The 26,520-nt window shown below is 72.0% G+C and carries 26 protein-coding genes; 8 read left to right on the forward strand and 18 right to left on the reverse strand.

Annotation, left to right across the window (positions count from 1 at the left end; genetic code table 11):
* Positions 1 to 5 precede the first annotated feature (5 nt).
* Genes cydD through AMYTH_RS0128065 form a run of 3 tightly spaced genes read right to left on the reverse strand, consistent with a single transcriptional unit; the run spans position 6 to position 5,749 of the window.
* Complete coding sequence (gene cydD / locus AMYTH_RS0128055) at positions 6 to 3,254, reverse strand: thiol reductant ABC exporter subunit CydD (protein ID WP_027933045.1); 3,249 nt, start codon at positions 3,252 to 3,254, stop codon at positions 6 to 8.
* Entirely contained in the window at positions 3,251 to 4,258 is a 1,008-nt protein-coding gene (gene cydB / locus AMYTH_RS0128060; protein WP_027933046.1) for a cytochrome d ubiquinol oxidase subunit II, read from the reverse strand. Before cydB ends, cydD begins: the two co-directional genes overlap by 4 nt.
* Before the next feature lie 9 nt (positions 4,259 to 4,267).
* Positions 4,268 to 5,749, reverse strand: coding sequence for a cytochrome ubiquinol oxidase subunit I (locus tag AMYTH_RS0128065; protein WP_027933047.1), 1,482 nt, complete (start codon positions 5,747 to 5,749; stop codon positions 4,268 to 4,270).
* A gap of 161 nt (positions 5,750 to 5,910) precedes the next feature.
* Between AMYTH_RS0128065 and AMYTH_RS45850 the strand changes: the two genes are divergently transcribed.
* Complete coding sequence (locus AMYTH_RS45850) at positions 5,911 to 6,783, forward strand: NmrA/HSCARG family protein (protein WP_037322735.1); 873 nt, start codon at positions 5,911 to 5,913, stop codon at positions 6,781 to 6,783.
* A 110-nt stretch (positions 6,784 to 6,893) separates the two neighbouring features.
* Entirely contained in the window at positions 6,894 to 7,481 is a 588-nt protein-coding gene (locus AMYTH_RS0128075; protein ID WP_027933048.1) for a TMEM165/GDT1 family protein, read from the forward strand.
* Here the strand turns inward: AMYTH_RS0128075 and AMYTH_RS0128080 are convergent.
* Positions 7,478 to 8,044, reverse strand: coding sequence for a TetR/AcrR family transcriptional regulator (locus AMYTH_RS0128080; protein WP_017986134.1), 567 nt, complete (start codon positions 8,042 to 8,044; stop codon positions 7,478 to 7,480). The two genes, AMYTH_RS0128075 and AMYTH_RS0128080, sit on opposite strands and share 4 nt — an antisense overlap.
* Positions 8,045 to 8,130: 86 nt before the next feature.
* Here AMYTH_RS0128080 and AMYTH_RS0128085 point away from each other — a divergent pair, with 86 nt between their 5' ends.
* Positions 8,131 to 9,282 carry an FAD-dependent oxidoreductase gene (locus tag AMYTH_RS0128085; RefSeq protein WP_027933049.1) on the forward strand — a complete coding sequence of 384 codons (1,152 nt, stop codon included), beginning with the start codon at positions 8,131 to 8,133 and terminating at the stop codon, positions 9,280 to 9,282.
* Here the strand turns inward: AMYTH_RS0128085 and AMYTH_RS0128090 are convergent.
* From AMYTH_RS0128090 to AMYTH_RS0128105, 4 genes are all read right to left on the reverse strand, one after another.
* The gene (locus AMYTH_RS0128090) at positions 9,279 to 9,914 is read right to left on the reverse strand and encodes a helix-turn-helix domain-containing protein (RefSeq protein WP_027933050.1); all 636 of its coding nucleotides are present in this window, start codon (positions 9,912 to 9,914) and stop codon (positions 9,279 to 9,281) included. The two genes, AMYTH_RS0128085 and AMYTH_RS0128090, sit on opposite strands and share 4 nt — an antisense overlap.
* Positions 9,914 to 10,768, reverse strand: a complete 855-nt coding sequence (locus AMYTH_RS0128095; RefSeq protein WP_267283924.1) for a hypothetical protein — start codon at positions 10,766 to 10,768, stop codon at positions 9,914 to 9,916. The genes AMYTH_RS0128090 and AMYTH_RS0128095 overlap by 1 nt, the downstream gene beginning before the upstream one ends.
* Before the next feature lie 69 nt (positions 10,769 to 10,837).
* Entirely contained in the window at positions 10,838 to 11,878 is a 1,041-nt protein-coding gene (locus AMYTH_RS0128100; RefSeq protein WP_027933052.1) for a hypothetical protein, read from the reverse strand.
* Between the two features lie 35 nt (positions 11,879 to 11,913).
* Positions 11,914 to 12,939, reverse strand: coding sequence for a hypothetical protein (locus AMYTH_RS0128105; RefSeq protein ID WP_027933053.1), 1,026 nt, complete (start codon positions 12,937 to 12,939; stop codon positions 11,914 to 11,916).
* A 93-nt stretch (positions 12,940 to 13,032) separates the two neighbouring features.
* On the opposite strand from AMYTH_RS0128105, the gene AMYTH_RS0128110 reads away from it, so the two are divergent.
* On the forward strand, positions 13,033 to 13,824 hold the full coding sequence (locus AMYTH_RS0128110) for a DUF2470 domain-containing protein (protein ID WP_027933054.1): 792 nt from the start codon (positions 13,033 to 13,035) through the stop codon (positions 13,822 to 13,824).
* On the opposite strand, the gene AMYTH_RS0128115 is transcribed toward AMYTH_RS0128110, so the two are convergent.
* Positions 13,821 to 14,279, reverse strand: coding sequence for a PPOX class F420-dependent oxidoreductase (locus tag AMYTH_RS0128115; RefSeq protein ID WP_027933055.1), 459 nt, complete (start codon positions 14,277 to 14,279; stop codon positions 13,821 to 13,823). The two genes, AMYTH_RS0128110 and AMYTH_RS0128115, sit on opposite strands and share 4 nt — an antisense overlap.
* A gap of 60 nt (positions 14,280 to 14,339) precedes the next feature.
* On the opposite strand from AMYTH_RS0128115, the gene AMYTH_RS0128120 reads away from it, so the two are divergent.
* The 3 genes from AMYTH_RS0128120 (at position 14,340) to AMYTH_RS0128130 (ending at position 17,008) form a co-directional block, all read left to right on the forward strand.
* Positions 14,340 to 15,104: a CPBP family intramembrane glutamic endopeptidase gene (locus AMYTH_RS0128120; protein WP_037322736.1), complete on the forward strand. Its 765-nt coding sequence runs from the start codon at positions 14,340 to 14,342 to the stop codon at positions 15,102 to 15,104.
* A gap of 37 nt (positions 15,105 to 15,141) precedes the next feature.
* Positions 15,142 to 16,329: an arginine deiminase gene (locus tag AMYTH_RS0128125; RefSeq protein ID WP_027933057.1), complete on the forward strand. Its 1,188-nt coding sequence runs from the start codon at positions 15,142 to 15,144 to the stop codon at positions 16,327 to 16,329.
* A gap of 130 nt (positions 16,330 to 16,459) precedes the next feature.
* Complete coding sequence (locus AMYTH_RS0128130) at positions 16,460 to 17,008, forward strand: ferritin (protein ID WP_027933058.1); 549 nt, start codon at positions 16,460 to 16,462, stop codon at positions 17,006 to 17,008.
* 57 nt (positions 17,009 to 17,065) lie between these two features.
* Here AMYTH_RS0128130 and AMYTH_RS0128135 read toward each other — a convergent pair whose 3' ends face one another.
* The 4 genes from AMYTH_RS0128135 to AMYTH_RS0128150 all read right to left on the reverse strand — a co-directional run bounded on the left by AMYTH_RS0128135 (position 17,066) and on the right by AMYTH_RS0128150 (position 19,761).
* Positions 17,066 to 17,878 (reverse strand): hypothetical protein, encoded by an 813-nt coding sequence (locus AMYTH_RS0128135; RefSeq protein ID WP_027933059.1) that lies wholly within the window; start codon positions 17,876 to 17,878, stop codon positions 17,066 to 17,068.
* On the reverse strand, positions 17,875 to 18,378 hold the full coding sequence (locus AMYTH_RS0128140; protein ID WP_027933060.1) for a SigE family RNA polymerase sigma factor: 504 nt from the start codon (positions 18,376 to 18,378) through the stop codon (positions 17,875 to 17,877). The genes AMYTH_RS0128135 and AMYTH_RS0128140 overlap by 4 nt, the downstream gene beginning before the upstream one ends.
* 157 nt (positions 18,379 to 18,535) lie before the next feature.
* Positions 18,536 to 18,886, reverse strand: a complete 351-nt coding sequence (locus AMYTH_RS0128145) for a DUF952 domain-containing protein (protein ID WP_027933061.1) — start codon at positions 18,884 to 18,886, stop codon at positions 18,536 to 18,538.
* Complete coding sequence (locus tag AMYTH_RS0128150; protein ID WP_027933062.1) at positions 18,886 to 19,761, reverse strand: DUF5926 family protein; 876 nt, start codon at positions 19,759 to 19,761, stop codon at positions 18,886 to 18,888. Before AMYTH_RS0128150 ends, AMYTH_RS0128145 begins: the two co-directional genes overlap by 1 nt.
* A gap of 78 nt (positions 19,762 to 19,839) precedes the next feature.
* Between AMYTH_RS0128150 and AMYTH_RS0128155 the strand changes: the two genes are divergently transcribed.
* Positions 19,840 to 20,994 carry a cytochrome P450 gene (locus AMYTH_RS0128155; protein ID WP_027933063.1) on the forward strand — a complete coding sequence of 385 codons (1,155 nt, stop codon included), beginning with the start codon at positions 19,840 to 19,842 and terminating at the stop codon, positions 20,992 to 20,994.
* A 171-nt stretch (positions 20,995 to 21,165) separates the two neighbouring features.
* Here AMYTH_RS0128155 and AMYTH_RS0128160 read toward each other — a convergent pair whose 3' ends face one another.
* From AMYTH_RS0128160 to AMYTH_RS0128180, 5 genes are all read right to left on the reverse strand, one after another.
* Positions 21,166 to 22,038, reverse strand: a complete 873-nt coding sequence (locus tag AMYTH_RS0128160; protein WP_027933064.1) for a DUF4328 domain-containing protein — start codon at positions 22,036 to 22,038, stop codon at positions 21,166 to 21,168.
* 53 nt (positions 22,039 to 22,091) lie between these two features.
* On the reverse strand, positions 22,092 to 22,442 hold the full coding sequence (locus tag AMYTH_RS0128165; protein WP_020416369.1) for a rhodanese-like domain-containing protein: 351 nt from the start codon (positions 22,440 to 22,442) through the stop codon (positions 22,092 to 22,094).
* An 88-nt stretch (positions 22,443 to 22,530) separates the two neighbouring features.
* Entirely contained in the window at positions 22,531 to 24,141 is a 1,611-nt protein-coding gene (locus tag AMYTH_RS0128170; RefSeq protein ID WP_027933066.1) for a solute symporter family protein, read from the reverse strand.
* Positions 24,138 to 24,488: a DUF485 domain-containing protein gene (locus tag AMYTH_RS0128175; protein ID WP_027933067.1), complete on the reverse strand. Its 351-nt coding sequence runs from the start codon at positions 24,486 to 24,488 to the stop codon at positions 24,138 to 24,140. Before AMYTH_RS0128175 ends, AMYTH_RS0128170 begins: the two co-directional genes overlap by 4 nt.
* Positions 24,489 to 24,737: 249 nt before the next feature.
* Positions 24,738 to 26,519, reverse strand: a complete 1,782-nt coding sequence (locus AMYTH_RS0128180; protein ID WP_027933068.1) for a sodium/solute symporter — start codon at positions 26,517 to 26,519, stop codon at positions 24,738 to 24,740.
* Position 26,520 lies beyond the last annotated feature (1 nt).

The raw sequence follows: 26,520 nt of genomic DNA on the forward strand, positions 1-26,520 counted from the left end.
CAGGGTCAAGCGTAGCCGCCTTCCAGGACCGGCTCCCGCACGATGACGCGCCCGTCACCCACCTCGACGACGAGGTCGGCCTCGGCCGCCTCCTCGGGGTGGTGGGTCACATGCACGACCGTGCGGCCGGCCAGTGCCGTACGCAGGTTGGCCCGCAGGCGGCGCGCGGTCGGCTCGTCGAGGTGCGCGGTCGGCTCGTCGAGCAGGACGAGGTCCGCGCGCGGCGCCGCGACCAGCGCCCGCGCGACCGCGAGCCGCTGCGCCTGCCCGCCGGACAGGCCGCTGCCCGCGCCGCCGAGCACGGTGTCCAGCGGCAGGTCCAGGCAGGCCAGGCGCAGGGCTTCGCGGAGTTGGGCGTCGTCGGCGTGCGGATCCGCCAGCCGCAGGTTCTCCGCGACGGTGGTGGAGACCAGCTGCGGTTCCTGCGGCGCCCAGGCGACCTCGGCGGCGGTGGTGAGCCGCCCGCGCTGGGCGGGCAGGAACCCGAGCAGCGCGGCGAGCAGCGTCGACTTGCCCGCGCCGGACGGGCCGACGACTGCCACGTGCGTGCCGGCCGGGATGCGCAGGTCGACGTCCCGCAGCACCGGTGTGGTCCAGCCGATGTCGGCGTGCTCGAAGGCGATCGGCCCGGTGGGCACGGGCGGCTCCGGCCGCGCGCGTTCCACGTCCGCGATCCGGGCCATCGAGGTGCGCAGCGCGTCCCAGTGCTGGGCCACCGGCGGCAGCGTCGCGAGGACCTCCGCCAGCGCCAGCGGCACCAGGGCCAGGACGGGCGCGAGCACCGGGTCGATGCCGGAACCCGCGGCCAGCCCGACGCCGGCGACCGCGGCCGCGCCGGTGACCAGGGTGATCAGCGCGTCGGCCGCGCCCGCCCCGAAGGCCTGGCGCCGCGCCTGGTGCACCAGCCGGTCATCGGCCTCCGCCAGCTCGGCGCGGCGCCGCCGGTGCGCGCCGGACGCGATCAGCTCGGCCGCCGACTCGAACAAGCCGAGCACCCGGGCGCTTACCGTCCGGCGCCCCTCGGCGAGCGCGGTGGTCGCCCGGCGCTCCAGCCGCAACGCGAGCGCGGGCGCGGCGAGCGCGCCGACCAGCACCGCGACGGCGAGCACGAGTCCGGCGACCGGCAGCAGGACCGTCTGCACGGCGATCGCCCCGGCCAGCACCAGCACCGCGACCAGCGGCGGCGTGACCACGCGCGGCAGCAGGTCGCGGACCGTGTCGACGTCGGCGACCAGCCGCCGCTGCCCCTCGCCGAACCTCAGGCCGAGCGCGCGGGCGGGCCCGAGCCGGACCAGCCCGCGCCACAGCCGGACCCGCAGCTGCCCGGCGATGCGGAACGCGGCGTCGTGCGTGATCAGCCGTTCCAGGTACCGCAGTGCCGCGCGGCCGAGCCCGAAGGCACGCACCCCGACGACGGCGACGGTCAGCGTCAGGATCGGCGGCTGGAACGAGGCCTTGGCGATGAGCCAGCCCGAGGTCGCGGTCAGCGCCACACCGGCCAGCAGCGCGAGGGCGCCGACCGCGGCGCCGCCGAGGAACCGCCGGCTCACCACCCCCCGCAGCGTCCGCGTGCGCGCCTCGACGGCGGCCGTGGTGTGCGGCGCGGGCGTCACCGCGTGGACGACCGCGACGTGGTTGTCCCGGTGGTGCGCGGCGAGGAGGACCGCGGTGCCCAGCGGCAGTGTCGACGCGATGGCGGCGTTGACCAGGGCGGCGTTGGCGGCGTCCTGGTGCGCGGTGGGCTCGTCGAGCAGCAGCAGCCAGGCCCCGTGCCGGACCCGCAGCAGCGCCCGCGCGACCGCGACGCGTTGCCGCTGCCCGGTGGACAGCTCGTGCACCGGAGCGTCCGCCAGGCCGGCGAGGTTGAGTTCGATGAGCAGCGCGTCGACCTCGACCGGGTCCGGCGGCTCCGCGACCGCCAGGTCCAGCTCGGCCCGCACGGTGCCACCGGTGAACGCTGGGTTCTGCGGCACCCACGCGATGTCCCGGCGGAAGGCCGACATGTCGACCTCGCTCAGCGGCAGGCCGTCGACCAGCACCGTCCCGGCGGACGGCCGCACGAAGCCCAGCAGGACGGCGAGCGTGGTCGACTTGCCGGCGCCGCTCGGCGAATCGAGCCGGGTCAGCGTGCCCGGCCGCAGTGTGAACGTCTCGCCGTCCGGCGCGAAACCGCCGCGACGCGCCACCCGCAGCCCCTCGACCCGCACCTCCCCGCGACCGGGGATCGCGGTGCCCTCCGGCGCGACCGGTTCGGCGAGCACGTCGGTGACGCGGCGGACCGCCTCGACCCCGTCCTCGCTGGCATGGAAGGCCGCGCCCACCGCGCGCAGCGGCTGGTAGCACTCCGGCGCGAGGATCAGCACGCCGAGCCCGATCGCGAGCGACAGGTCGCCGCCCACCAGCCGCACGCCGATGACGACGGCGACCAGCGCGACCGACAGCGTCGCGGCCAGTTCCAGCACGAACGCCGAGGAAAACGCGACCTTCAACGTCTTCAGGGTCGCCTGCCGGTGCTTCTCGGACACCCGCCGCGCCGCCTCGGCCTGCGCCTCCGCGCGGCGGAACGCGGCCAGCACCGGCAGCGCGCGCACGAGTTCCAGCAGGTGGCCGGACATGCGCTGCAGCGCGTCGCTCGCGGCGGCCGAGCGGTCCGCGGTGTACTTGCCGACGAGGATCGCGAACAGCGGCAACAACGGCACGGTCAGCGCGATGATCACCGCGGACGGCCAGTCGGCGCACAACACGGCCGCGCCCGCGCCGAGCGGCACCACCGCGGCGGTGACCAGCGCGGGCAGGTAGTCGGTGAAGTAGGCGTCGAGCGCGTCCAGGCCCTTGGTGGTCAGCGCGGTCAACTCGCCCGGCCCGCGCCGCGCGATCCACTCCGGACCGAGCCGCAGCGCGTGGTCGACGACCTTCGCCCGCAGTTCTTCCTTGGCCCCGGCCGCGGCCCGCGCGGCGACCACCCGCAGCGCCCACGCGACCAGCGCACGGGCTACGACCACCCCGCCGAGAGCGACCAGCTGACCGGTGCCGGCGCCGTGCCCGGCGACCACCGCCGCGCAGACCGAGGCGAGCAGGAAGGCCTGCGCGACCAGCGCCGCGGCGTTGCCGAGCGCGAGCAGACCGGAGAGGGCGAGCGCCCGGCGCGCGGCCGCGGACAACAGGGGCAGCGCGCCGAGCGGACCCTTTCCCGGACGCGTGGTGTCCGTTGTGGACACCGGTGCGGGAAGGACGGAGCGTCCGGGAAAGCTCATGGGGTGTGCACCGGCGGGATGTGGGCGGCGCTGATCCGCTTGCGGAACACCCAGTACGTCCAGCCCTGGTAGACCAGCACGGCCGGGGCGCCGAACGCGCCGACCCAGGTGATCACCTCGAGGGTGTACGGGCTGGACGCGGTTTCCGCGACGGTCAGCGAGTTCGCCGGGTCGAGCGTCGAGGGCAGCACGTCCGGGTAGAGCGCGCCGAACAGGGTGACCACGGCCGCGGCGATCGTGACGCCGAGTGCGGCGAAGGCCTGCCCGTCCCGGTCCGCCACCAGCTTGCGCCAGGCCACCACCGCGGCCACCACCGCGACGGCGAGCGCCACGAGTGTCCACAGTGCACCCTCGCGCCACTGGACGACCGCCAGCAGGGCGAACAGCGGCAGCAACGCGACCGGCAGCGCGCGGATGGCGAACAGCCGCGCCCGTTCCCGCAGGTCCCCCGCGGTCTTCAGGGCCAGGAACGCCGCGCCGTGCACCAGCGCGAACCCGACGACGGCGAGCGCGCCGAGCAGCGTGTCCCAGCGCACCGCCTCGAACGCGCCGCCGATCCGGTTGCCGTGCTCGTCGAGCGGCAGCCCGAGGACCGTGGTGGTCAGCAGCAGCCCGACGCCCAGCGGCGGGACCCACGAGCCGATCATGATGACGCGGTCCCAGTTGCGCCGCCAGCGCTCCGAGTCGACCTTGCCGCGGTACTCGAACGCGACCCCGCGGCCGATGAGCGCGAGCAGCACCAGCAGCAACGGCAGGTAGGTGGCCGAGAACAACGACGCGTACCAGCCGGGGAAGGCGGCGAACATCGCGCCTGCCGCGACGATCAGCCAGACCTCGTTGCCGTCCCACACCGGGCCGATCGTGTTGATCATGACCCGCCGCTCGGTGTTGTCGCGGCCGAGGATCGGCAGCAGCATGCCGACGCCGAAGTCGAAGCCCTCCAGGAACAGGTATCCCAGCCAGAAGAGCACGATGATGCAGAACCAGATGGTTTCCAGGGTCATGGCCGTTCCCTAGTAGGCGAAGGCAAGCTCATCCTTGCCCTCCTGGTCGTGATCGGTCTTGGGCGGGATCACACCCTCGATGCCGCCGCGGACGTACTTGCGGATCAGGAACACCTCGACCACGCCGAGCACGGCGTACAAGGTGGTCAGTGCGATCAGCGAGGTCCACACCTCACCGGTGGAGATCCGCGACACCGCTTGCGCGGTGAACATCCACACACCGTCCACACCGGACGGGTTGGGCACCACGACGAACGGCTGCCGCCCCATCTCGGTGAAGATCCAGCCCGCGCTGTTCGCGATGAACGGCGTCGCGATGCTCAGCAACGCCAGGCGCGGGAACCACTTGGTGTCCGGGATCTTGTTCTTGCGCGTCAGCCAGAGCGCCAGCAGTCCGGTGCCCGCCGAGATCGCACCGAAGCCGATCATGATCCGGAAGCCCCAGTAGGTCACCGGGAGGTTCGGCACGTAGTCGATCGGCTTGCCGGCCAGCTCGCCGAGCTGCGGGTCGTCCGGGTAGTTCGTGCCGTAACGCGCCTGGTACTCGGTGACGAGGTCCTCGACGCCCTTGACCTCGGTGGTGAAGTCGCTGTGCGCCAGGAAGGACAGCAGCGCCGGCACGTTGAACGTCTTGACGTCCTCGCAGTTCTCCGACGTGACGTCGCCGACCGCGATGATCGAGAAGCTGGCGGGCTGCTCGGTGTGGCAGAGCGCCTCGGCCGAGGCCATCTTCATCGGCTGCTGCTCGAACATCAGCTTGCCCTGGACGTCGCCGGTGATGGCGAGCACGGCGAATGCGACGATGCCGGTCCAGCCGCCCAGGCGGATCGACGACCGCCACACCGCGCGGTGCTCGTCGTCGGTCTTGCGCTTGCGCCACAGGTGCCATGCGGCGATGCCGACGAGGAACGCGGCGGCGACCGAGAACGCGCCGGCGATGGTGTGCGGGATCGCGGCGAGCGCGGTGTTGTTGGTGAGCACCGCCCAGATCGAGTTGAGCGTCGGCTTGCCGTCGACGATCTCGGCGCCGACCGGGTGCTGCATCCACGAGTTCGCGGCGAGGATGAAGTACGCGGAGGCGATCGTGGCCAGCGAGAACGCCCAGGCGCAAGCCAGGTGCACCTTCTTCGGCAGCCGGTCCCAGCCGAAGATCCACAGGCCGAGGAACGTCGACTCGACGAAGAAGGCGACCAGGCCCTCCATCGCCAGTGGCGCCCCGAACACGTCACCGACGAAGCGGGAGTAGGCGTTCCAGTTCATCCCGAACTGGAACTCCTGGACGATGCCGGTCACCACGCCCATGGCGAAGTTGACCAGCAGGAGCTTCCCCCAGAACTTGGTCATCTTGTAGTAGCGCTGCTCACCGGTGCGGACCCACGCGGTCTGCATCCCCGCGACGAGGACCGACAGTCCGATGGTGAGCGGGACCATGAGGAAGTGGTAGACGGTGGTGATCCCGAACTGCCACCGCGCCAGCTGGAGCACGTCCACGTCATTCAGACTGCTCTGTTCCCCCGCCCGACATCAGGTCCCGGGGTCCTGATCTTGCCGGGACCTAGGTCCCGGTCACCGACACGGCTTTGACAAGCGGGGCGATCGTTCCGTATCTTCCGCATTAACCGGGGCGTGCGCCCCGCTTCTGGGAGGAAGTCATGAACGAGCTGGTACTGGTCACCGGAGCCACCGGACAGCAGGGCGGGGCGGTCGCGCGGCGGCTGCTGGCCGACGGCTGGCGGGTGCGGGCGCTCACCCGCGACCCGGCACGGGCCCGGGACCTGGCGGCCGCGGGCGCCGAGGTGGTGCGCGGCGACCTGGAAGACGAGAGTTCGGTGACCGCCGCGGCGGCGGGCGCCTACGGCGTGTTCAGCGTGCACCCCGGACCGCTGGCGCCCGGACAGGACGAGGTCCGCGCCGGGAAACTGCTCGTCGACGTCGCGCGGCGGGCCGGCGTAGGGCGCCTGGTCTACAGCTCGGCCCTCGCGGCCGACGTGTTCCAGGCGGCGAAGTGGGAGGTCGAGCAGTACCTGGCGGCGAGCGGGATGCCGTACACGATCCTGCGGCCGTCGTCGTTCATGGAGAACTACCTGAACCCGCTGTTCGGCCTGCGGGACGGCGCTCTGCGGACCGCGCTCGCGCCGCACGTCCGGCAGCAGCTGATCGCACTGGACGACATCGCCGCGTTCGCCGCGGACGGGTTCGCGGGGCGGCTCGACGGCCGCACGCTGACCCTCGCCGGGGACGCGCTGACCCCGGGCGAGGTGGCCGCCGCCATCAGCGCGGCGATCGGGGTCACAGTGCCCTACGAACAGCTCCCGATCGACGAGTTGCGTCGCGTGAATCCACGCTTCGCCCAGGGTTACGAATACCTCAACAACAACCCCGAGCCGCCCGTCGACATCGCCGCGTTACGAGCGCTCCAACCAGCGCTGATGACCTTCGCCCAGTGGCTGGAGCGGACCGGTTCTGCCCAGCTCAAGGCAGGTTTCGGCGCGGCGAAGAAAAATCTGCGTCCGAGCCAGAAATAATTCTGGCGAACCGAAAACCGGCAATTCGCGAAACCGATCTGCTGGTAATTGCCGGCGCTCCCCTTTATCGTTGCAGTGAAAGGGGAGTGGAAATCACCGTGAGTACCGCACTGCTGGCACTGCTCAGCGCGTACGTCCTTGTCCTGGCCGTGGAGCTGCCGGACAAGACGATGATCGCCACCCTCGTGCTGACCACCCGCTTCCGCGCGTGGCCGGTCCTCGTCGGGGTTTCCGTGGCGTTCGCCGTCCAATCCACGATCGCGGTGCTCTTCGGCCGCGCGCTGACGCTGCTGCCGGAGAGCCTGGTCGCGGCGGTCGTCGCCGCGTTGTTCGGGCTCGGGGCCGTCCTGCTGCTGCGCGAAGGCTTCTCGACGGCCGACGAGAGCGGCGAGGACGCGGCCCGGCAGGGCGTGAAGCCGGTGACGTTCCTGCGCTCGGCGGCCACCTCGTTCGGCGTGCTGTTCGCCGCCGAATGGGGCGACGCGTCCCAGCTGGCGACTGCCGGGTTGAGTGCCCGCTACGGGCACCCGCTGATGGTCGGCGCCGGCTCGCTGCTCGCGCTGATCACGGTGGCCGCGGTCGCGGTGTTCATCGGGCACAAGGTGCGGGGCCGCCTCAAGCCGAAGCTGCTGCAGCGCATCGCCGGGTTCGCGTTCGCGGTGTTCGCGCTGCTGGCGCTCGTGCAGGCGTTCGCCTAGCCCGTCAACGCGATCGTCGCCCGGCGGGCCGCCGCCAGCACGTCTTCGGGGCTCGCGTCCGTCCGCTGGGCGGCCAGCAGCGCGGCGCCCACGGTGTCGAAGGCCATCCGCACCAGCAGCCGGTCGGCCGGGGTGGCGTCGCCAGGCACGAGCAGGTCGACGACCTGCTCGAACTCCGATCGCACGTCGGCGCCGTCGTCGAGCAACTTCCGCAGCACGGGGCCGTTGGCGTGCATCAGCCGCATGCCGTCGAGCCGCTCGGACGTCGTGCCGTCGATCCAGCGCAGCGCGGCCCGGCGCAGCAGATCAGGTGACGCCGGCTGCGCGCGGATCCACTCGACCAGCTCGGCGAGCTCCTTCCGGCGCTCGGTCAGGAGGCTCGTGACGATCGCCTCCTTGCTCGGGAAGTGGTAGTAGAGCGCCGACTTCGTGATGCCGAGCGCGGTGCTGATGTCCCTGGTCGAGGTGCCCTCGTACCCCTTCTCGATGAACAACCGCAGCGCGACGCGCAGGATCTCGGCTCGCGTCTCGGCGCCGCTGCGCCGGTCCTCCCTCGTGGCCATGTGCCCAGTTTACTTGCTGACCGACCGCCCGTTCAGCTAGCCTATCAACTGACCGACCGCCCGTTCAGTAGATAGGAGAAGTAACCATGACCGCACGAATCACGATCATCGGAGCCGGCCCCGGCGGCCTGCTCTGCGCCCGCGTCCTCCAGCGCCACGACATCGAGGTCACCGTGTACGACGCCGACGCCGCCGTGGACGCCCGGGACGCGGGCGGCAGCCTCGACCTGCACGCCGACACCGGGCAGATCGCCATGTCGGACGCCGGGTTGCTGGACGAGTTCCTGGCGCTGTCCCGTCCCGAGTCACAGGCCGGGAGCCGGCTCGACCACCACGGCACGGTCCTCAATGCCTTCGTGCCCGCCGACGACGACCTCGCGGCCCCGGAGATCGACCGCGGCCAGTTGCGTGCGCTGCTGGCGTCGAGTGTCGAACCCGGCACCGTCCACTGGGGACACAAGCTGGTCCGCGCCGTCCCGCTCGGCGGCGGCAGGCACCGGCTGGAGTTCGCCGACGGCCCGGCCACCGAAACCGACCTGGTGATCGGCGCGGACGGCGCCTGGTCCCGGGTCCGGCCGCTGGTCACCGACGCCACCGCGAGATACACCGGCGTCAGCTTCCTCGACGTCCGCTTCGACGACGTCGACACCCGCCACCCCGGGGTCGCCGCGCTGACCGGCGCCGGGCAGATGTTCGCCAACGACGGCGACGGACACGGCATCATCCTGCAGCGCAACAGCAACGGCCTCATCCGCGGCTACCTGGTGGTGCGCGGCGACCGCATCGCGGTGCACGATCCCAAGGCAGTGAAGCGCTTCCTGCTCGACGAGTTCGCCCACTGGGCCGACGTCTTCCGGCCTGCGCTGACCGACTGGGACGCCGTCGTCGAGCGGCCGATCCACGTCCTGCCGGCGCCGCTGACCTGGCCGCACACCGCGGGCGTGACCCTGCTCGGCGACGCGGCGCACGTGATGGCCCCGTTCGGCGGGTTCGGCGCGAACCTGGCCCTGCTCGACGGCGCGGAACTGGCGCACGCGATCGCTGACGAGCCCACGCTGGACGCCGCGATCAACCGCTACGAGAAGGGAATGCTCGCGCGGGCCGGTGAACTGGCGGTGGGCGCGAACCTGGCGCTCCAGGAGTTCGTCACCTCGGCCGACCCGGACGACGCGCCGGACCACGCGGCCGAGCACCGGAAGTACGAGGCAGCGGCCGCCGAGTACCGCCGCGCCCGTTAGTCCCCGCGCAGGACCTCGGCGACCGCGGCGGCGGCCGCGACCACCTGGGGGCCCACGGTGTCCGCGTTGAGCGGCCCCAGCGCGATCACCCCGACCGCCGCGCGCAGGCCCGGCACGCCCCGCACCGGCGCGGCGACCCCCGAGGTCCCGCGCTGCGGTTCGCCGGTGACCGCCGCCCAGCCGCGGCTGCCGCGACGCAGGGTCAGCGCTTTCCCGGCTGCGCCGACACCGATCGGGTGGCGCGCGCCGACCCGGTAGGACACGTGGAAGTCCGTCCACGAGGGCTCGACCGTGACGACCGGCTCGACCAGATCACCCTCGGCGATCGACAGGTAGGCGGTCGCGCCTGCCTTCTCCGCCAGCTCGCGCAGGGCCGGCCGGGCCGCCTCGCGCAGCTGCGGGACGACCTGCCCGGCCAGCCGCAGCACGCCGATGCCCAGCCGGACCTTGCTGCCATCGCGCCACACCAGGCCGCGCGCGGACAGCGGCACCAGCAGCCGGTAGACCGCGGCGCGGCTGGCGCCGATCGCGGTCGCCAGCTCCGAAATCGTCGCCGCGTCGCCGTCGGCGTCGGCCACGGCCTGCAGCAACGCCAGGCCGCGGTCGAGGGTCAGCGAGCCTTCGGCGGTCACTACAGCAGGCCGAGCGCCTCGAGGTCGGCGACCGGAGCCTCGAAGCTGTCGCAGGCGTAGGACGCGAACAGCGCGCGCACCGCCTTCGCGGCCGGCTCGGACAGCGACCTCGCCTCCGCGGCGAGCGCCTCGCCGTCGGTGGAGGCGAGCGCCTCGCGGACGTCCCCACCGGACAGGCTGCGGGCCACCGCGACGAGCAGGTTCAGGAAACCGTGGTGGGCGATGCCGTTGTCCGGGTCGTCGTGCCGGACCGCACGGTGCAGGCTGTTGGTGGCCTTGAAGGAGGCGCCGGGCGAGCCGGACAGGACGGCGAGGAAGTCGGCGACCTCGTCGACGCTGGGGAAGTTCTCACTGGACTGGCCGCCGCAGCGGATCTTGGGCCAGCTGCCGTGCTCGATCACGCGCCGCACGCCGTCCAGCCAGCCCACCCCCCGCCGCGGCTCGACCACGCGGATCACGTCCTCGGGCACGAACTCGGAGACGCGCTCCAGCCACACCTCGTCGACGTCCGAGGGCGCCGGCATCTCGACCATGCGCAGCGACAGCAGCTCGCTGCGGGACTCGACGATCGAGATCGCCTTCGGCACGCCGCCGAGACCGGTGTCGATGATCAGCGACAGCGGCAGCGGCTGCTTCGGCTTGATCTTGATCAGCTCGGTGATCAGCTCGGGCAGGCGGGACGCCTGGCACAGGAACACACCGAGCAGGCCCGCGTGGTCGCCCTCGCGGCCGGCCAGGTAGTTCCGCAGCGCGTCCGGCATGGTGGCCGTTCCGGGCGGGAAGAGCGCCGAGTCGTCTACGAGCCGCGCGAAGAGGGGCGGAATTCCGCGGGGGCCGGGGGGCGTGAGTTCCACAGCGCTTGACACATGGGACACGCTAGTAGCGTACGGGAACCGGACAAACGCGTACGCCCCCCGGACAGTTCACCGGAGGTTCACCAACGCGAGAACGGGATACCCGGGCAGCCCGGCCACCACGCGACGGCCGCGTTCCGGCGCACCGAGCACCCACAGGCGCTGCGTGTCGCGCACGTTGACCAGCAGGTCGAGCGGCACCCGCTGGAACCGGACCACGGCCTCACCGTCGGGGAGCAACACGCGGCCCGCCGCCTTGCCGACCGCGCCCGAGGCGCCCGGCGTGATCGCGGTGTCGAGCGTGGCGTGCAATTCCTGCCAGGGCTGCTCCCGCACGGCCGAGGACAGGGTGGCGACGCGGACCGGCATGAGCAGCCCGGTCGCGGCGTAGACGACGGCGAGGATCGTCGTGAACGTGCCGGTCGCGGGCAGGTCGAAGACGAGGTTGCCCACGGCCCAGATCCCGGCGGCGAGCAGCACGAAGAACCCGGCCATCCCCCACGACCGCAGCCGGACCTCGCGCAGGAAGGTGGTCACCACCGGGTCCCGCAGGGCCGCCACCAGCGGCCGCGGCTGCTCGGCCGATTCCACCGAACCCGGCTCGGGCGCCGTCCGGATCCGTCCGAACCGGCCGTTCATCCCGCCGGGCAGCCCGACCAGCACGCGGCCGCGCGGGTCGGGGCCGATGAAGTAGAGGCGCCGCAACCCGGCCAGCAGGATCCGCTTCGAGGCGGGCAACCGAACGACCAGCCAGCGCGGCTCGGGCCCGGGCAGCGCGACGCTGACCTTCGAGCCGGACACCAGCAACTGCCCCGGGCCCGGGGTGAGCAGGACCGCCGGGTAGGCGAGCAGCTTCCGGCACGGCAGCACCCGGAAGAACAGCAGCCACAACTGGAGGACGGTGACGGCGGCGAGGACCGCCGCGAAGCCGGCCGAAGACGGGCCGGGGTCCAGCGCCGCCACCAGACCGCCCCCGACCACGGAGACGACCATCGAGTTGATCAGGCGGTTGCGCTGCTTGGAGACGATCTCGAGTTCGAGCGAGTCCGTCGCGGCCGGTTCGCCGTGGTGCGGCTCGTGGACGAGCACGCGCTCCTGGGTGGGTTCCACACCTCCGAGTCGATCAAGCGGCCACCGGCGTTACCTCAGTCCAGCCGGACGTGCCCGAGCACCGGGTGACCTGGCACCCCGGCCACGAGCTTGCGGCCCCGCTCCGGCACGCCCAGCACCCACAGCCGCTGCGTCTCGCGCACGTTGACCAGCAGGTCGAGCGGCTGTCGCCCGAACCGAACCCGCGCGACCCGCCCGCCGGGCAGGGTCACCCGCCCCATCGCGTTCCCGGTGCCCGAGGCGTGTGGTTCGACCGGCGTGTCCAGGGTGACGCCGAGTTCGGTCCACGGCTGGGTGCCCACCGCCCGGGCGATGCTCCGGACCTGCAGTGGCCGGGCGACACCGAGCAAGGCGTAAGCCACGCAGAACACGGCCGTCACGCCGTTCGGGCGCGGGAAGCCGAACGCCTCCGCGCCCGCTTCGGCGAGCACCCACACGAACGCTCCGGCGACCAGGAAGGCCGTGGACACGAGCGCCGCCCGTAGCCGGAGTTCACGGACGAACGCGATCACCACCGCGTCCGGTGCGACCTCGCCGGGCTCCCGGGATCCGGGCGCGGGTGCGGTCCGCACGCGGCCGAACTGCCCGATGATGCTGCCCGGCACCCGCAACACGAGCCGGCCGCGCGCGTCCGGCCCGAACATGAACACGCGGCGCTCGCGCGCCAGCAGGAGCCGCTTCGAGCGGGGCATCCGCACGACGACCCAGCGCGGCTGTGGCCCGGGCAACGCGATGCTCACCGTCCGGTCCGACATCAGCAGCTGCCCCGGCCCCGGCGTGAGGACGGCGGCAGGCATCCGGAGCAGCCGGCCCAGCGGCCGGATCCGGCAGGCCAGCGTCCACACCGACAACGCCGCCAGCACGGTGAACACCGCGGTCACCGTCCAGACCGCGGGACCGGTGAGCCGGAACAGGACCGCCAGTGCGACCGGGAGGGCGTAAAGCACGCTCGACGTGATCAGGCGACCACGCGTCTTCTCGACGATCTCGACCTCGAGCGGATCGGTCGCCGCCGGTTCGCCGAGGTGCGGCTCGTAGACACGCTGCCGGGTGAATTCCACGGTCCGCCAGTCGGAATGGCAACGGGGAACGTTACTGATCCACTTCCCTTCCTCCGTCACTCAGGTTAGGCTCACCTAAGTAGGAGGTGGCCAGTGACCGAGATCCGACGTCCGCCCGCACCCAGCCCCGCCGAGCGCGCGAAGACCATCGCCGTGCGGAACGGCCCCGGCGCGCTCCTGCCGACCGCGGGCGACCCGACCGGCAACGACCGCGTGGTGCCCGAACTGCACCACGTCCACCCGAGCGGCAGCGTCAGCGTCCTGCTGCCCGACGACCACCCGCTGCTGACCCGCACCCGCGAGGCGGACCGCGGCGAGCTGGCCGTCGTGTTCGAACTCGCCGACCACGCGCCCGTCGACCTGCGGGAACCCATCCGCGGGCTGCTCTGGATCACCGGCTGGCTGCGGCACCTCAGCCCGGAGTCGGCCCGCGCCAGGGCGCTGTCGATCGCCGAGACGCGGCCCGATCCGCGCCTGCTGGACCTCGGTCACGGCCTGAGTCTGCTGCGCCTCACGCCGGCCTCGCTCGTCCTCGCCGACGCCGAGGGCACCCACTCGCTGCGGCCGCACGTGTTCAACGCCGCCGCGCCGGACCCGTTCACCGGCTACGAATCCGGCTGGCTGCGGCACCTCGAGACCGACCACGCCGACGTCGTCGGCCAGCTCGCCCGGCACATCCCCGAGGAGCTGCGCGGCGGCCGGATCCGCCCGCTCGGCCTGGACCAGTTCGGGCTGCGGCTGCGCGTCGAGTCCGGCGACGGCGACCACGACGTGCGCCTGGCCTTCGCCAAGCCGGTGCACAGCCCGGCCCAGCTGAGCACCGAGCTGCGACGCCTGGTGGGCTGCCCGTTCCTGGCGAAGAACCAGCTGCGCGTGCAGCCCTAGCCGAGCTCCGGCGGGAAACCGCCGGTGGCGATCGGTCCCCACCGCTCGATCGTCACGCGGATCAGGCTCTTGTTCTGCCTGACCATCGCCTCGCGGTACTCGTCCCAGTCCGGGTGCTCGCCCGAGATCGACCGGAAGTACTCGACCAGCGGCTCGACCGCGTCGGGCACGTCCAGCACCTCGGCCTGGCCGTCGAACTGCACCCACGGCCCGTTCCACTCGTCCGAGATCACGCACGCCGAAACCGCCGGGTTGCGGCGGGCGTTGCGCGTCTTCGCGCGCTGCGGGTAGGTCGCCACGACGAACCGGCCCTCGGGGTCGATGCCCGCGGTGACCGGCGACAGCTGTGGGGTGCCGTCGGCACGGGTGGTCATCAGGATCGCGCGGTGCCGGGGGCGGAGGAACTCCAGCAGTTCGGCACGGTCGACGCGGTCAGCGGTCGCAATCTTGGCCATGTCTGCAGACGGTAGCGTGCGGACGTGCTCAGCTCCTGGCTCCGCCCCGAACGTCCCGCGATGCCCGAACCGGTGGACGCCGGGACCGCGCGGCGGCTGAAGATCGAGCTGGTCGTCGTCTTCTCGATCACGCTCGGCCTGTCCGGCGCGCGCAGCCTGCTGTCGCTGATCGACTCGCTCCTGCAGCCCGAACCGCTGTCCGACCAGAGCGTCGCGCTCAACGTCCCGCAGCGCGCGGCCGACCTGCTGGACCTGCTCGCCCAGCTGCTGTCCGCGGTGCAGCTCGTCGGCTGGGGCGCCCTCGGCGCGTACCTGCTGTGGCGCGGCGGGATGAAGCTGGCCGAGGTGGGCCTGGACCGCACCCGGCCCGGCCGGGACGTTCTGTGGGGCGCCGGGCTGGCCGCGTTGATCGGCATCCCGGGGCTGGTGCTGTACTTCGTCGGCTGGAAGCTCGGCTTCAACCTCGCCGTCGTCCCGTCCCGGCTGGACGACACGTGGTGGCGCCCGATCGCGCTGACGCTGTCCGCGTTCGGCAACGCCTTCGCCGAGGAAGTGCTGGTGGTCGGCTACTTGCTGACCCGGCTGCGGCAGCTGGCCTGGCGCGAGAACACCGCGTTGTTCGCCGCCGCCGTGCTGCGCGGGTCCTACCACCTCTACCAGGGCTTCGGCGGGTTCGTCGGCAACCTGGTGATGGGCCTGGTGTTCGGCCGGGTGTGGCAGCGGACCAACCGGCTGGTGCCGCTGATCGTCGCGCACACCCTGCTCGACGTGGTCTCGTTCGTCGGGTACTCGCTGCTCCGCGGACACGTCAGCTGGCTGCCCTGAGCACTACGCTCAGCGCGTGACCACCAAAACCCCCAGGGTGGACAGCGAGGTCGGGCCGCTGCGCGCCGTCCTGCTCCACCGGCCGGGCAACGAGCTCACGAGGCTCACCCCGCGCAACAACGACAAGCTGCTGTTCGACTCGATCCCGTGGGTCGGCCGCGCCCAGGAGGAGCACGACGCGTTCGCCGAGGTGCTCCGCGGCCGCGGCGTCGAGGTGCTCCTGCTGGCCGAGGTGCTGCGCGAGGCGCTGACCGACCCTCGGGCGCACGCGGCCGGGGTGCACGCCGCGGTCGACGACCGGCGCCTCGGCGAGGACCTGGGGGACGCGCTGCGCTCGCACCTGTCCGGTGTGGACGCAGCGACGCTGGCCGAGGTGCTGATGGCCGGCCTGACGTTCGAGGAGCTGCCCGCCGCCGAGGGCGCGTCGCTGGTCCGCAAGATCCACCACCCGCACGACTTCGCGGTCGACCCGCTGCCGAACCTGCTGTTCACCCGCGATTCGTCGGTGTGGATCGGCGACCGGGTGGCGATCTCGTCGCTGGCCATGCCCGCCCGCCGCCGCGAGACCGCGCTGCTCGACCTCATCTACGCCTACCACCCGCGGTTCTCCCACGCCTCGCGCGCGTACGGCGCCCATTCGGCGCCCGTCGAGGGTGGCGACGTGCTGCTGCTCGCGCCCGGCGTGCTGGCCGTCGGCATCGGGGAACGCACCACGGCCGCCGGCGCGGAGTCGCTGGCGCGCTCGCTGTTCGCCGACGACATCGCCCACACCGTGCTCGCGGTGCCGATCGCGCAGGCCAGGGCCACCATGCACCTGGACACCGTCTGCACGATGGTCGCGCCGGACGCCGTGGTGATGTACCCGCTGGCGCGCGACGAGCTGGTGGCCTTCACGCTGCGCCCGGACGGCGACGGCTCGCTGCGCGTGGACGGCCCGGAGCCGTTCCTGCACGCGGCGGCGGAGGCGATGGGCATCGAGAAGCTGCGGGTGATCGACACCGGTCTCGACCCGGTGACCGCGGAACGCGAGCAGTGGGACGACGGCAACAACACGCTGGCGCTCGCGCCCGGCGTGGTGGTCGGCTACGAGCGCAACGTGGAGACCAACGCGCGGCTGGCGGACGCCGGCATCGAGGTGCTCGCCATCGCCGGTTCCGAGCTGGGATCGGGCCGGGGCGGGCCACGCTGCATGTCCTGCCCCATTGTTCGTGACCCGATCGGGTAATTAGGAAAGGCTAAGCTGAATAAGTACGCCCTAAATAAGCACTTCCTAATCTCGGTAAGCCTACCCAAACGAAATCGGAATCACCAGGCCCACGGGGTTAACGATCAGCAAAATGGCCTATTCTTGAGTCATGGCGATGCTGAAGAAAGAACCGCGCTCCAAGTTCTACGAGCTCCTGCAGCAGCAGGTGCAGAACGAGTTCCACGCTTCCCAGCAGTACGTGGCGCTGGCGGTCTGGTTCGACAACGCGGACCTGCCCCAGCTGGCCAAGCACTTCTACCGCCAGGCGGTGGAGGAGCGGAACCACGCGCTGGCGATCGTGCAGTACCTGATCGACACCGACCACCACGTGGACATCCCGCCGACCGGCGAGGTCCGCAACGACTTCGCGGAGCCGCTCGAGCTGGTCGAGCTCGCGCTGGAGCAGGAGAAGGAGGTCACGGCCGACTTCCGCACCCTGATGAAGGCCGCCCGCGCCGAGGACGACTACCAGGGCGAGCAGTTCCTCCAGTGGTTCCTCAAGGAGCAGGTCGAGGAGGTGTCGAAGATGTCCACACTGGTCAACGTGGTCAAGCGCGCCAACGGCAACATGTTCGAGGTGGAGAACTGGCTGGCCCGCGAGTCCGTCGGCGACGACGGCAACGCGGACATGCCGCCGGTCGCCGGTGGCGCCCTGTAGGACCGCCATACCGCGGAGCGCACGAGAGCCCGGGCCGCGGCCCGGGCTCTTTTCGAGTCAGCAGCCCGGCGGGGCGACCAGTTCCCACCGCACGACGGTTTCCGCGGAATCGACGTAGAACGTGTAGTTGGCGCCCGATCCGGCGGCAGCGCTGTAATTCCCCCCGCCGGCCGTCAAATCAGGATAGGCAGTCCTCAGTTCGGCCACCGTGGAACCGGCGCCGACTTTTTCCGGCGTGCGCGCGCCGGTCGCGGTGAAGACCACCACTCCCCCGGTCGGCGAAATCGTCACCGACGCGACGTTCGCCGTGCCTTCGGTGAGCCGGTAGGTGGTGCATTCGGCGGGCGCGGTGCCCGCGTCGGCGAGCAGCCCGGTCGCCTTGGCCTCGTCGAAGCTCATCCCCAGCCGCAGCGGCCCGTAGCCGGTGGGGCCGAGGACCACGGCCGCGGGCTCCGGGCGCACGGTCGTGCGGCTGCTGCTCGACGGCGAACGCGTGGACGTGCCGGCAGGCGGGGGCGCGGGCAGGACCGTGGTGGTCGACGACGGCGCCGACGACTGGGTGGGCAGTTCGGGGAACGACGGTGGCACCACGACCGGCCCGGGCGCCTCGGAGGTCGTCGTCGGGGCGGCCGTCGTGGGCTGGGCGGCCTGGTGGACGCCGGGGTCCTGACGCGTGGCGACGAGACCGGCGGTGATGAGCAGGGCTGCGGTGAGGACACCCCCGGAGGCGGCGACGGCGGTGCGGCGGCGACGCCGACGGCGGGCGCCGCGGACGATGGCGCTCTCGGCGCCCGGCGCGGGCCTGATCGCCAGCCGGTCGTCGTCGAACAACCGCCGCAGCTCGTCGCCGAGCTCGTCGTCGGGGTTCACCAGTCGTCCCTCCCTCCGGAGATCGAACCGATCTTGGTCCGCAGCGTCGCGATCGCCTTGCTGGCCTGGCTCTTCACCGTGCCGGCGCTGACGCCGAGCGAGGCGGCGATCTCGGCCTCGGACAGGCCCTCGTAGTAGCGGAGCACGATGACCGCGCGCTGTCGCGGCGGCAGTTCGCGCAGGGCCTGCCACAGCGGCTCGTGCTCGAACGGGTCCACCGGTTCGGCGGTGCGCTGCTCGGGCAGGTCGGCGACCAGGCTCTCCCGCTTCAGCCGCCGCCAGCGGCTGATGTGCGCGTTCGCCATCGCACGGCGGACGTAGGCCAGCGGGTCGGCCGTCTTGCGTTGCACGTGGGTCCAGCGGGAGCCGATCTTCTCCAGCACGGTCTGCACCAGGTCGGCTGCGTCGTGCGGGTTGCCGGTGAGCGCGTGGCCGTATCGGAGCAGCCCGGGCAGGCTCGCCTGGACGAACTCTCCGAAGTCCGCCAGCTCGTCGCTCACCGCTGACCCCCTCCCCGCCGCGCGGCCGCCTCCCCAGGCGATGGCCGACGCGGCCGAGGTCACCGTATCGCCTCCCTCGGCCGTGTGTCTTACCCCTTCGCCGAGTCCACGCATGACGGCCCCCTCAGGTTGTCCGGCGCGCTCTGAGGTGGACGCCTCAGCGGGGGTCTCGTTGCGCGAGGCGCGCGGGCAGCTCGAAGACGCCGTCCGCGTTCGGCGGGAAGGGGTGCACCGCCACCACGGCTTCGGCGCGGATCGGGCCGTAGACGTGCGGGAAGAGGATGCCGTCCGGATGCGGAGGGTCGCCGGCCTCCCAGCGCAGCGGGACGTCCAGCCGCGCCGGGTCGATCTCCAGCAGCACCAGGTCCGTGCGGCCGCGGTAGAGCGCGTTCGCCGGGATCGCCACCGTGCCCGGGTCGGAGCAGTGGATGAAGCCGACGGTGTCCAGGGACGGGGCGCGGTAGTCCGCGCCCGTCCACTCCGCGGCCGCGCAGAGGTGCAGGATCACTAGCGGAGCGTCAGCTGCCTGCCGACCAGGCCGTCGCGGGCACGGCGCTCGGCGGCGGTCAGCGGCTCGGCGTCGACGGACTTCAGGGCCTCCTCCAGGCGGGCGCCCAGTTGCTCGGCCGGCTCGGCCCACTCGCGGGCGTGCGCCTCCGGGTCCAGGTCCCACACCGGCACCAGCAGGCCGTGTGCGCGGAACGACCCGGCGTAGCGGGAGCCCTCGCCGAGCGACAGCTCACCCGCCGCGGACAGGCGCGCAAGCGCTTGCATCAGGCGCCCCTCCGGCTCCGGCCGGACCCAGCGCAGGTGCGCCTTCTCGCCCGCAAGCACCCAGTACGAGCCGGTGCCCAGCCGCTCGGTCGGCATGATCGCCTCGTTGGCCCGCTCCAGCGAGACCTTGACCTCGCCGCTGGGGTCGGTGTCCTCGGGCAGCCACCAGTCGAAGTTCGGGTGCAGGGTGACGTCCAGCTCGGCGTCGGCCACCAGGAGGTCCTGCAGGCGCTCGCCGTCGGCGGGCGGGCTCGTGGTGTCCGGCACCGGCAGCACGTCGCCCGGCTCGGCCGTCAGCGCCCAGCGGATCGCGCGTCCCAGGTCGCGGCTCACGTCGCTGGAGCGGGTCTGCACCTGGAGCCCGACGAACACCTCGCCGTCGGTACGCACGAACGCGGCCGCGGCCATCGGCAGCACCGTGGCCAGCGTGATCTTCCGCTCGCCCGCGTCCACAAGGGACAGCGGCGCGGTGGCCGACGGCACGAACTCGCGCAGCGCGATCAGCTCCGGCTCCGCGGCCAGCCCCTCGAACGGCTGCCCCACGAACACTTCGCGGACCTTCGGTGCCTTGTCCTTCTTCGGACCCCGCTTGCGCGCGCCCTTGCCCATCTCGCCTCCTCGGATTACAGGCCGCAGACGCTACCGAACCGGGCACGGCCCGCCGGATCGGGGGATTAGGCTCGGGTCGTGTTCGATCCCCGTGACCCCGCCTTCCTCGCCGACCCGTACCCGGAGTTCGCCCGCCTGCGCGCGCAGGCGCCGGTGCACCGGCACGACGGGCTGGGCCTGGCGATCGCGGTCTCCCACGCGGCGGCGTCGGCGGTGCTGCGGCACCGCGGGCTGGGCCGGATCTGGACCGACGCGAGCCCGGCCGAGCAGTTCGTGTCGTTCAACCTGCTGCACCGCAACTCGCTGCTGGAGAACGAGCCGCCGGTGCACACGCGGCTGCGCCGGTCGATCTCGTCGGCGTTCGGGCGCGGGCACGTCGAGCGGTTGCGGCCGACGGTGATGCGGCTGGCGGACGACCTGGTGGCGGGCATCGCCGAGGCGGGGTCGGGCGATCTGCTGGACGCGCTCGCGCAGCCGCTGCCGGTCGCGGTGATCTCCGAGCTGCTGGACGTGCCGGAGGCCGACCGGCCGCGGCTGGTGCCGTGGTCGAACGCGATCGTGAAGATGTACGAGTACGGGCTGCCGGAGGAGGGCCGGGTGGCGGCCGAGCGCGCGGCGACCGAGTTCGTCGAGTTCCTGCGCGAGCTGGCCGAGCGGCGCCGCCGGGAGCCGGGCGAGGACCTGATCACCGATCTGTTGAGGGCCGAGCTCACCGAGGACGAGGTGGTGGCCACCGCGGTACTGCTGCTGATGGCCGGCCACGAGGCCACGGTCAACGTGATCGGCAACGGGGTCTGGGCGCTGCTGCGGCACCCGGACCAGTGGCAGCGTCTCGTCGACGACCCGAGCCTGATGCCGACCGCGGTGGAGGAGCTGATCCGCTTCGACTCGCCGCTGCAGCTGTTCGAGCGCACCGCGACCGAGGACGTGGAGATCGCGGGCTTCCGCGTGGCGAAGGGCGAGAAGATCGCCGCGCTGCTCGGCGCGGCCGCGCGCGACCCGGAGGTGTTCGCCGAGCCGGACACGCTGGACGTCGGCCGCGGCGACGGCACGCACCTGGGCTTCGGCGCGGGGATCCACTACTGCATCGGGGCGCCGCTCGCGCGGATCGAAATCGCGGCGGCGCTGTCGGCGCTCACCAAGCGGCTCCCGGGCCTGCGCCTGGCAGCCGAACCGGAGCGGCGGCCGGAGTTCGTGATCCGGGGACTGAAGAACCTGCCGGTGACGGTCTAGCGGGCCGCGCCGAGGGCGGCCGACGGCCCAGCTGCGGCAGACGTCCTGCCAACCGGCAGCCGTACGGCGGCAGCTCAACGAGCCGCGCCAGTGCGCGCCCTGCGCTGGCCACTGGCAGCCCCTGCCTGCACCGGGCCAGGGGCGGCACGCGTCCCGCGAAACGGCAGCAGCTCAGCGGGCCGCGCCGGCGGGCCGGGCGGTGCGCAGCTCCGGCGGCGGGGCGCCCTTCACGGATCGCACCTGGAGCGGGCGCAGCCGGTCGGTGCGGACCGGCGCCAGCAGCGTCGTCAGGCGGTACACCAGCACCGCGGTCAGCCCGGCCAGCACCGCGGCCGAGGTGTTCAGCAACCCGGTCAGCAGCACGCCGTCCGCCATCGCCTGCACGCCGTCCTTGAAGCGCCACCCGATGACCAGCACCATCAGCACCTCGTTTACCACCCAGGCCGCCCACCAGGCCAGCACCAGCCGCGACGGGCGGGGGCGGCGGTCCGGCTCGCGGCCCAGCACCAGGTGCTCCAGTTCGGCGAGGATGGAGCCCGCCATCACCAGGTTCACCCCCGGCACCAGCACCCCGGCCACGACCTCGCCCGTCGAGCGGGCCGGCTCCTGCCCGGCGGCCTCCGCGGCGGCGCTGCGGGCGACCAGCAGCCACCACAGCGTCGCGGCGACGGCGATCAGCCCAAACACCACGGTCAGCAGCGACGCGATGATCTCCAGCGCGTCGGAGAACGCCACGGTCGACGCGTGCAGTGCGGTCGACCGGCTCATCACCAGCAGCGCGTAACGCCAGAACTCGGCACCCGCCGCGACCGCCGCCAGCCCGGCGAGGAACCACAGGATCGTGACCGCGTTGCGGTGCAGCACTCGCACGCGTTCGACCGGGCTCGGATATCCGGACGGGGTGCCGGGCACCGCCGTCGGCACCCGCCACGCCAGGTGCGGGAAACCCCAGCGCGGCGGCACGTGGTACGACGGCGGGCCGTCGTAGCGCTCGGCCGGGCGCGCCGGCCGGGGACGGATCGCACCCGGTGGAGGGTTCGCCACCCAGCTGACACGCGGCCGGGGGCGGTAGGGCCTCGGGGTCGGGTGCATCGGGCCTACAGGACCTCGGGCGGGCCGTCGTGCTCGCCGACGACCGGGCGGCCCTCGGTCTCCCAGGACTTCATGCCGCCTGCCACGTTGATCGCGTCCCAGCCGCTCGCGTTGAGCCACGCCGCGGCCCGCGCGGAGCGGCCGCCGGTGCGGCACACCACGTAGAGCGGCTGGTCGTCGGGCAGCTGGGCCAGCTCGTCGGTGCGCGCGGGCAGCTCGCCGAGCGGGATGTGGACCGCGCCGGGGGCATGGCCGGCGTCCCACTCGTCCTGTTCGCGCACGTCCAGCAACACCAGCCCGTCCGCGGGCAGTTCGGAGACGGACGCGGTCGGAATGTCACCTGGTTGCACGTTCACATACTGGCACGCGCCCCCATCAACTGCACGTGAGCCCGAACAGGGCCACCCCCGTCACCGGAGGTGGCCCTGTTCGCCGTTCGCCGGGTCAGTGCGCGGTGGCCTTCTCGGCGTGTGCGCCGGTCAGCGCGCGGACCTCCATCTCGGCGTACTTCTTCTCGTTGCGCTCCTTCGACAGGACCGCGCCGAGGAAGCCCAGCAGGAACGACACCGGGATGGACACCAGGCCCGGGTTCTCCAGCGGGAACCAGTGGAAGTCCACACCCTTGATCATCGGCTTCGGCCCGCCGGACACCGCGGGCGAGAAGACGATCAGCACGATGCAGACGATCAGGCCGCCGTACATGCTCCACAGCGCGCCCTGGGTGTTGAACCGCTTCCAGAACAGCGAGTACAGCAGGGTCGGCAGGTTCGCCGAGGCCGCCACGGCGAAGGCCAGCGCGACCAGGAAGGCCACGTTCTGGTTCTTCGCGAGGATGCCGCCGACGATCGCGAGCGCGCCGATCACCAGCGCGGTGATCCGGGCGACGCGCACCTCGGCCTGCTTGCTGTCCACCTGGCCCTTCTTGATCACGTTGGCGTAGACGTCGTGCGCGAACGACGCCGACGCGGTGATCGTCAGGCCGGCCACCACCGCCAGGATGGTCGCGAAGGCCACCGCCGAGATGAACCCGAGCAGGATCGGACCGCCCAGTTCGAGCGCCAGCAGCGGCGCCGCCGAGTTCGTCGTGCCCGGCGCCGAGTTGATCGCCTGCGGCCCCACCAGCGCACCGGCGCCGTAGCCCAGCACCAGGGTGAACAGGTAGAAGATGCCGATCAGCACGATCGCCCAGACGACCGACTTCCGGGCGTCCTTCGCGGTGGGCACCGTGTAGAAGCGCATCAGGACGTGGGGCAGACCAGCGGTGCCCAGGACCAGCGCGATGGCCAGGGACAGGAAGTCCAGCTTGCTCGTGCTGGTCTTGCCGTACTGCTTGCCCGGGTTGAGCAGCGCCTCGCCGTTCGCACCGCCGCGATCGACCGCGGCCTGCAGCAGGTTCGAGAAGTTGAACCCGAACTTGGCCAGCACCCACACGGTCATCGCCAGCGCGCCCAGGATCAGCAGGACCGCCTTGATGATCTGAACCCAGGTGGTGCCCTTCATGCCGCCGATGAGCACGTACACGATCATCAGCACGCCGACGATCGCGATGACCGCGTTCTGACCCCAGTCGCCTTTGATGCCGAGCAGCAGGTTGACCAGGCCGCCTGCGCCTGCCATCTGCGCGAGCAGGTAGAAGAACGACACCGCGAGGGTCGAGACCGCGGCCGCGGCGCGGACGGGCCGCTGCCGCATCCGGAACGCGACCACGTCGCCGAGCGTGAACTTGCCGGTGTTGCGCAGCAGCTCGGCGACCAGGAGCAGCGCGACCAGCCACGCGACGAGGAACCCGATGGAGTAGAGGAACCCGTCGTAGCCGTTGATCGCGATCGCGCCCGCGATGCCGAGGAACGACGCCGCGGACAGGTAGTCACCCGAGATCGCGATGCCGTTCTGCGGACCGGTGAACGAGCGGCCCGCCGCGTAGTAGTCGGAGGCGGTCTTCGTGTTGCGGCTCGCGCGGAACACGATCACCAGGGTGATCGCGACGAAGATCGCGAAGATGATGATGTTCAGCGTCGGGTTGCTGCCCTCGACGCCCTGCGCCAGGTTCCTCACTGCGCGTCTCCTTCGATCTCACCGCGGATCCTGTCGGCGATCGGGTCCAGCTTGCGATTCGCGTACCGCACGTAGATCCCGGTGATGAGGAACGTCGACACGAACTGCAGCAGGCCGATGAGCAGGCCGACGTTGAAGTTGCCGATCAGCTTCGTCGACATGAAGCCGTGGGCGTAGTCGGCGAGCAGGACGTAGACGAGGTACCAGACGAGGAAGAGGACGGTCATCGGGAAGACGAAGGTCCGCAACCTCTTGCGGAGCTCGGCGAACTCTGGGCTCGCCTGCACCTTCTGCCAGTTGTCGCCCGGACCCGTCTCGTCGACGAGGTCCTGGTCGCTGGTGCTCACGGGACAACCTCCCTTTGCATGGTCTCAACCTCTTCCGGCGTGTGATGCGGGTAGATCTTGCCGCGAAACGTGAGGCTTGTTGTTAATCCTTTTGAGTGAATGATCTTACGGAGAGTTGACGATCTTACGCCGGTTTGACGTAGGAATGTCCAAATCCTGAATCCCCAAACAGGCAAGTTTCGCCAAAAAGTCAACCCGCGGTAAACGGAACCGCCGATGGAGTGAAAGTCGCCCGGGTTAGACCCGTGGTCACTTACGGTGTCGGCCGCGTCCCATCCGGGTACGCTCTTCGGCCTGCCCGAACCGCGCCACCGCGCGGTCCCGCATGAACCCGAGCCGGTCCGGAGCGTGCAGGCGCAGCATGACCCCGTTGACGTCGGCCGGCTTGCCGTTCGGCGTCGCCAGGCTCACCAGGATCGTCACCGCGAACGCGACCGGCACCGTGATCAACGCGGGCTGGTCGGCGAACCACGGCGCCCAGCCCCCGGTGAACCGGCTGACCAGGTCCACCGCCAGCGCGCCGAGCACCAGCCCGCCGCCGATGATCATGCCCGCCATGGCGCCCGGCCAGGTCAGCCCGCGCCACCACACGCCGAGCAGGAGCAACGGCGAGAACGTCGACGCGGCCAGCGCGAACGACATCCCGACGCTCAGCGACAGGTCGTTCGGCCGCAGGAGCAGCGCCAGCGCCAGCGGCACCAGCCCGACCACACCGGCGGCGATGCGGAAGTCCAGCACCCGGCCCTTCGACAGGTCCGTGGACACCACCCCCGCCAGGCTCACCAGCAGCCCCGACGACGTGGACAGGAACGCCGCGAACGCGCCGGCCAGCACGACCGCCCCCAGCACCTGCCCGGCCACGCCCGGCACCATCGCCGACGGCAGCCGCAGCACGGCCGCGTCCGTCTGGCCGGTCACCAGCAGCTCCGGCACGTACATCCGGGACAGCGCCCCGAGGATCGTCGGGAACAGGTAGAACAGGCCGAGCAGCAACAGGACGTGCACCGTCGTGCGGCGCGCCGCCCGTCCGTCCGGGTTGGTGTAGAAGCGGACCAGCACGTGCGGCAGGCCCATCGTGCCGAGGAACGTCGCGAAGATCAGCGAATACGTCTGCAGCAGGTCCCGCAGCCCTTCCGAGCCCGGGTGCAGCCAGTCGGCGTTGGTGACCGCCGCGTCGCTCACCGTCGGGACGGGGGTGCCTGCCGTGAACCACACGCGGGTGCCCTGGGGCAGCTCCTGCGTCGAGCCCTGCACCCAGATCTCCTCGTGCGGGGCCGCGTCGCCGGGGTGCTCGATCCGGACCTGCGTCAGCGTGCCGACCTCGAAGGCCACGTCGGTGCGGATGTCCACAGTGGTCTGCTCCGCGAACACCGGCGGCGCCGGCGACCCCAGCGAACCGGCAGGCCCCGGCTTGCCGCCAGCCAGGAACACCGCGCACAGCACGAACGCGGGCAGCGCGATCGCGAACAGCTTCAGCCAGTACTGGAACGCCTGCACCACGGTGATCGCGCGCATGCCGCCCGCAATCACGTTCACGCCGACCAGCACGGTCACCGTCACCGCGCCGACCCAGCCCGGCACGTTCAGCACCGTCGTCAGCGCCAGCCCGGCGCCCTGCAGCTGCGGGACCATGTAGAGGATCCCGATGAACACCACGAAGAACGTGCCGCACCGGCGCAGCACGACCGACCCCAGCCGCGCCTCCAGGAAGTCGGGCAGCGTGTAGGCGCCCGAGCGGCGCAGCGGCGCGGCGACGAACAGCATCAGCGCCAGGTAGCCGGCGGTGAAGCCGATCGGGAACCACAACCCGTCGGCGCCGTCCTTCAGGATGATCCCGGCGATGCCGAGGAACGACGCGGCGGACAGGTACTCACCGGAGATGGCGGCGGCGTTGCGCCGCGACCGCACGGTGCGGCGCGCGACCAGGAAGTCGTGCGTGCTGTTGGCGAACCGGGACGAGCGGTGACCCAGGTAGAAGGTCAGCACGGCGACGGTCGCGATGCCGCTCAGCGCCCACGGGTTCAGCTGCACG

The sequence above is a fragment of the Amycolatopsis thermoflava N1165 genome, assembly GCF_000473265.1.
Taxonomy (GTDB): domain Bacteria; phylum Actinomycetota; class Actinomycetes; order Mycobacteriales; family Pseudonocardiaceae; genus Amycolatopsis_E; species Amycolatopsis_E thermoflava.

Coding starts and splice junctions, on each gene's coding strand:
- cydD (WP_027933045.1), bottom strand. CDS start 3,254: ATGAGCTTTCCCGGACGCTCCGTCCTTCCCGCACCGGTGTCCACAACG.
- cydB (WP_027933046.1), bottom strand. CDS start 4,258: ATGACCCTGGAAACCATCTGGTTCTGCATCATCGTGCTCTTCTGGCTG.
- AMYTH_RS45850 (WP_037322735.1), top strand. CDS start 5,911: ATGAACGAGCTGGTACTGGTCACCGGAGCCACCGGACAGCAGGGCGGG.
- AMYTH_RS0128080 (WP_017986134.1), bottom strand. CDS start 8,044: ATGGCCACGAGGGAGGACCGGCGCAGCGGCGCCGAGACGCGAGCCGAG.
- AMYTH_RS0128085 (WP_027933049.1), top strand. CDS start 8,131: ATGACCGCACGAATCACGATCATCGGAGCCGGCCCCGGCGGCCTGCTC.
- AMYTH_RS0128115 (WP_027933055.1), bottom strand. CDS start 14,279: ATGGCCAAGATTGCGACCGCTGACCGCGTCGACCGTGCCGAACTGCTG.
- AMYTH_RS0128120 (WP_037322736.1), top strand. CDS start 14,340: ATGCCCGAACCGGTGGACGCCGGGACCGCGCGGCGGCTGAAGATCGAG.
- AMYTH_RS0128130 (WP_027933058.1), top strand. CDS start 16,460: ATGGCGATGCTGAAGAAAGAACCGCGCTCCAAGTTCTACGAGCTCCTG.
- AMYTH_RS0128150 (WP_027933062.1), bottom strand. CDS start 19,761: ATGGGCAAGGGCGCGCGCAAGCGGGGTCCGAAGAAGGACAAGGCACCG.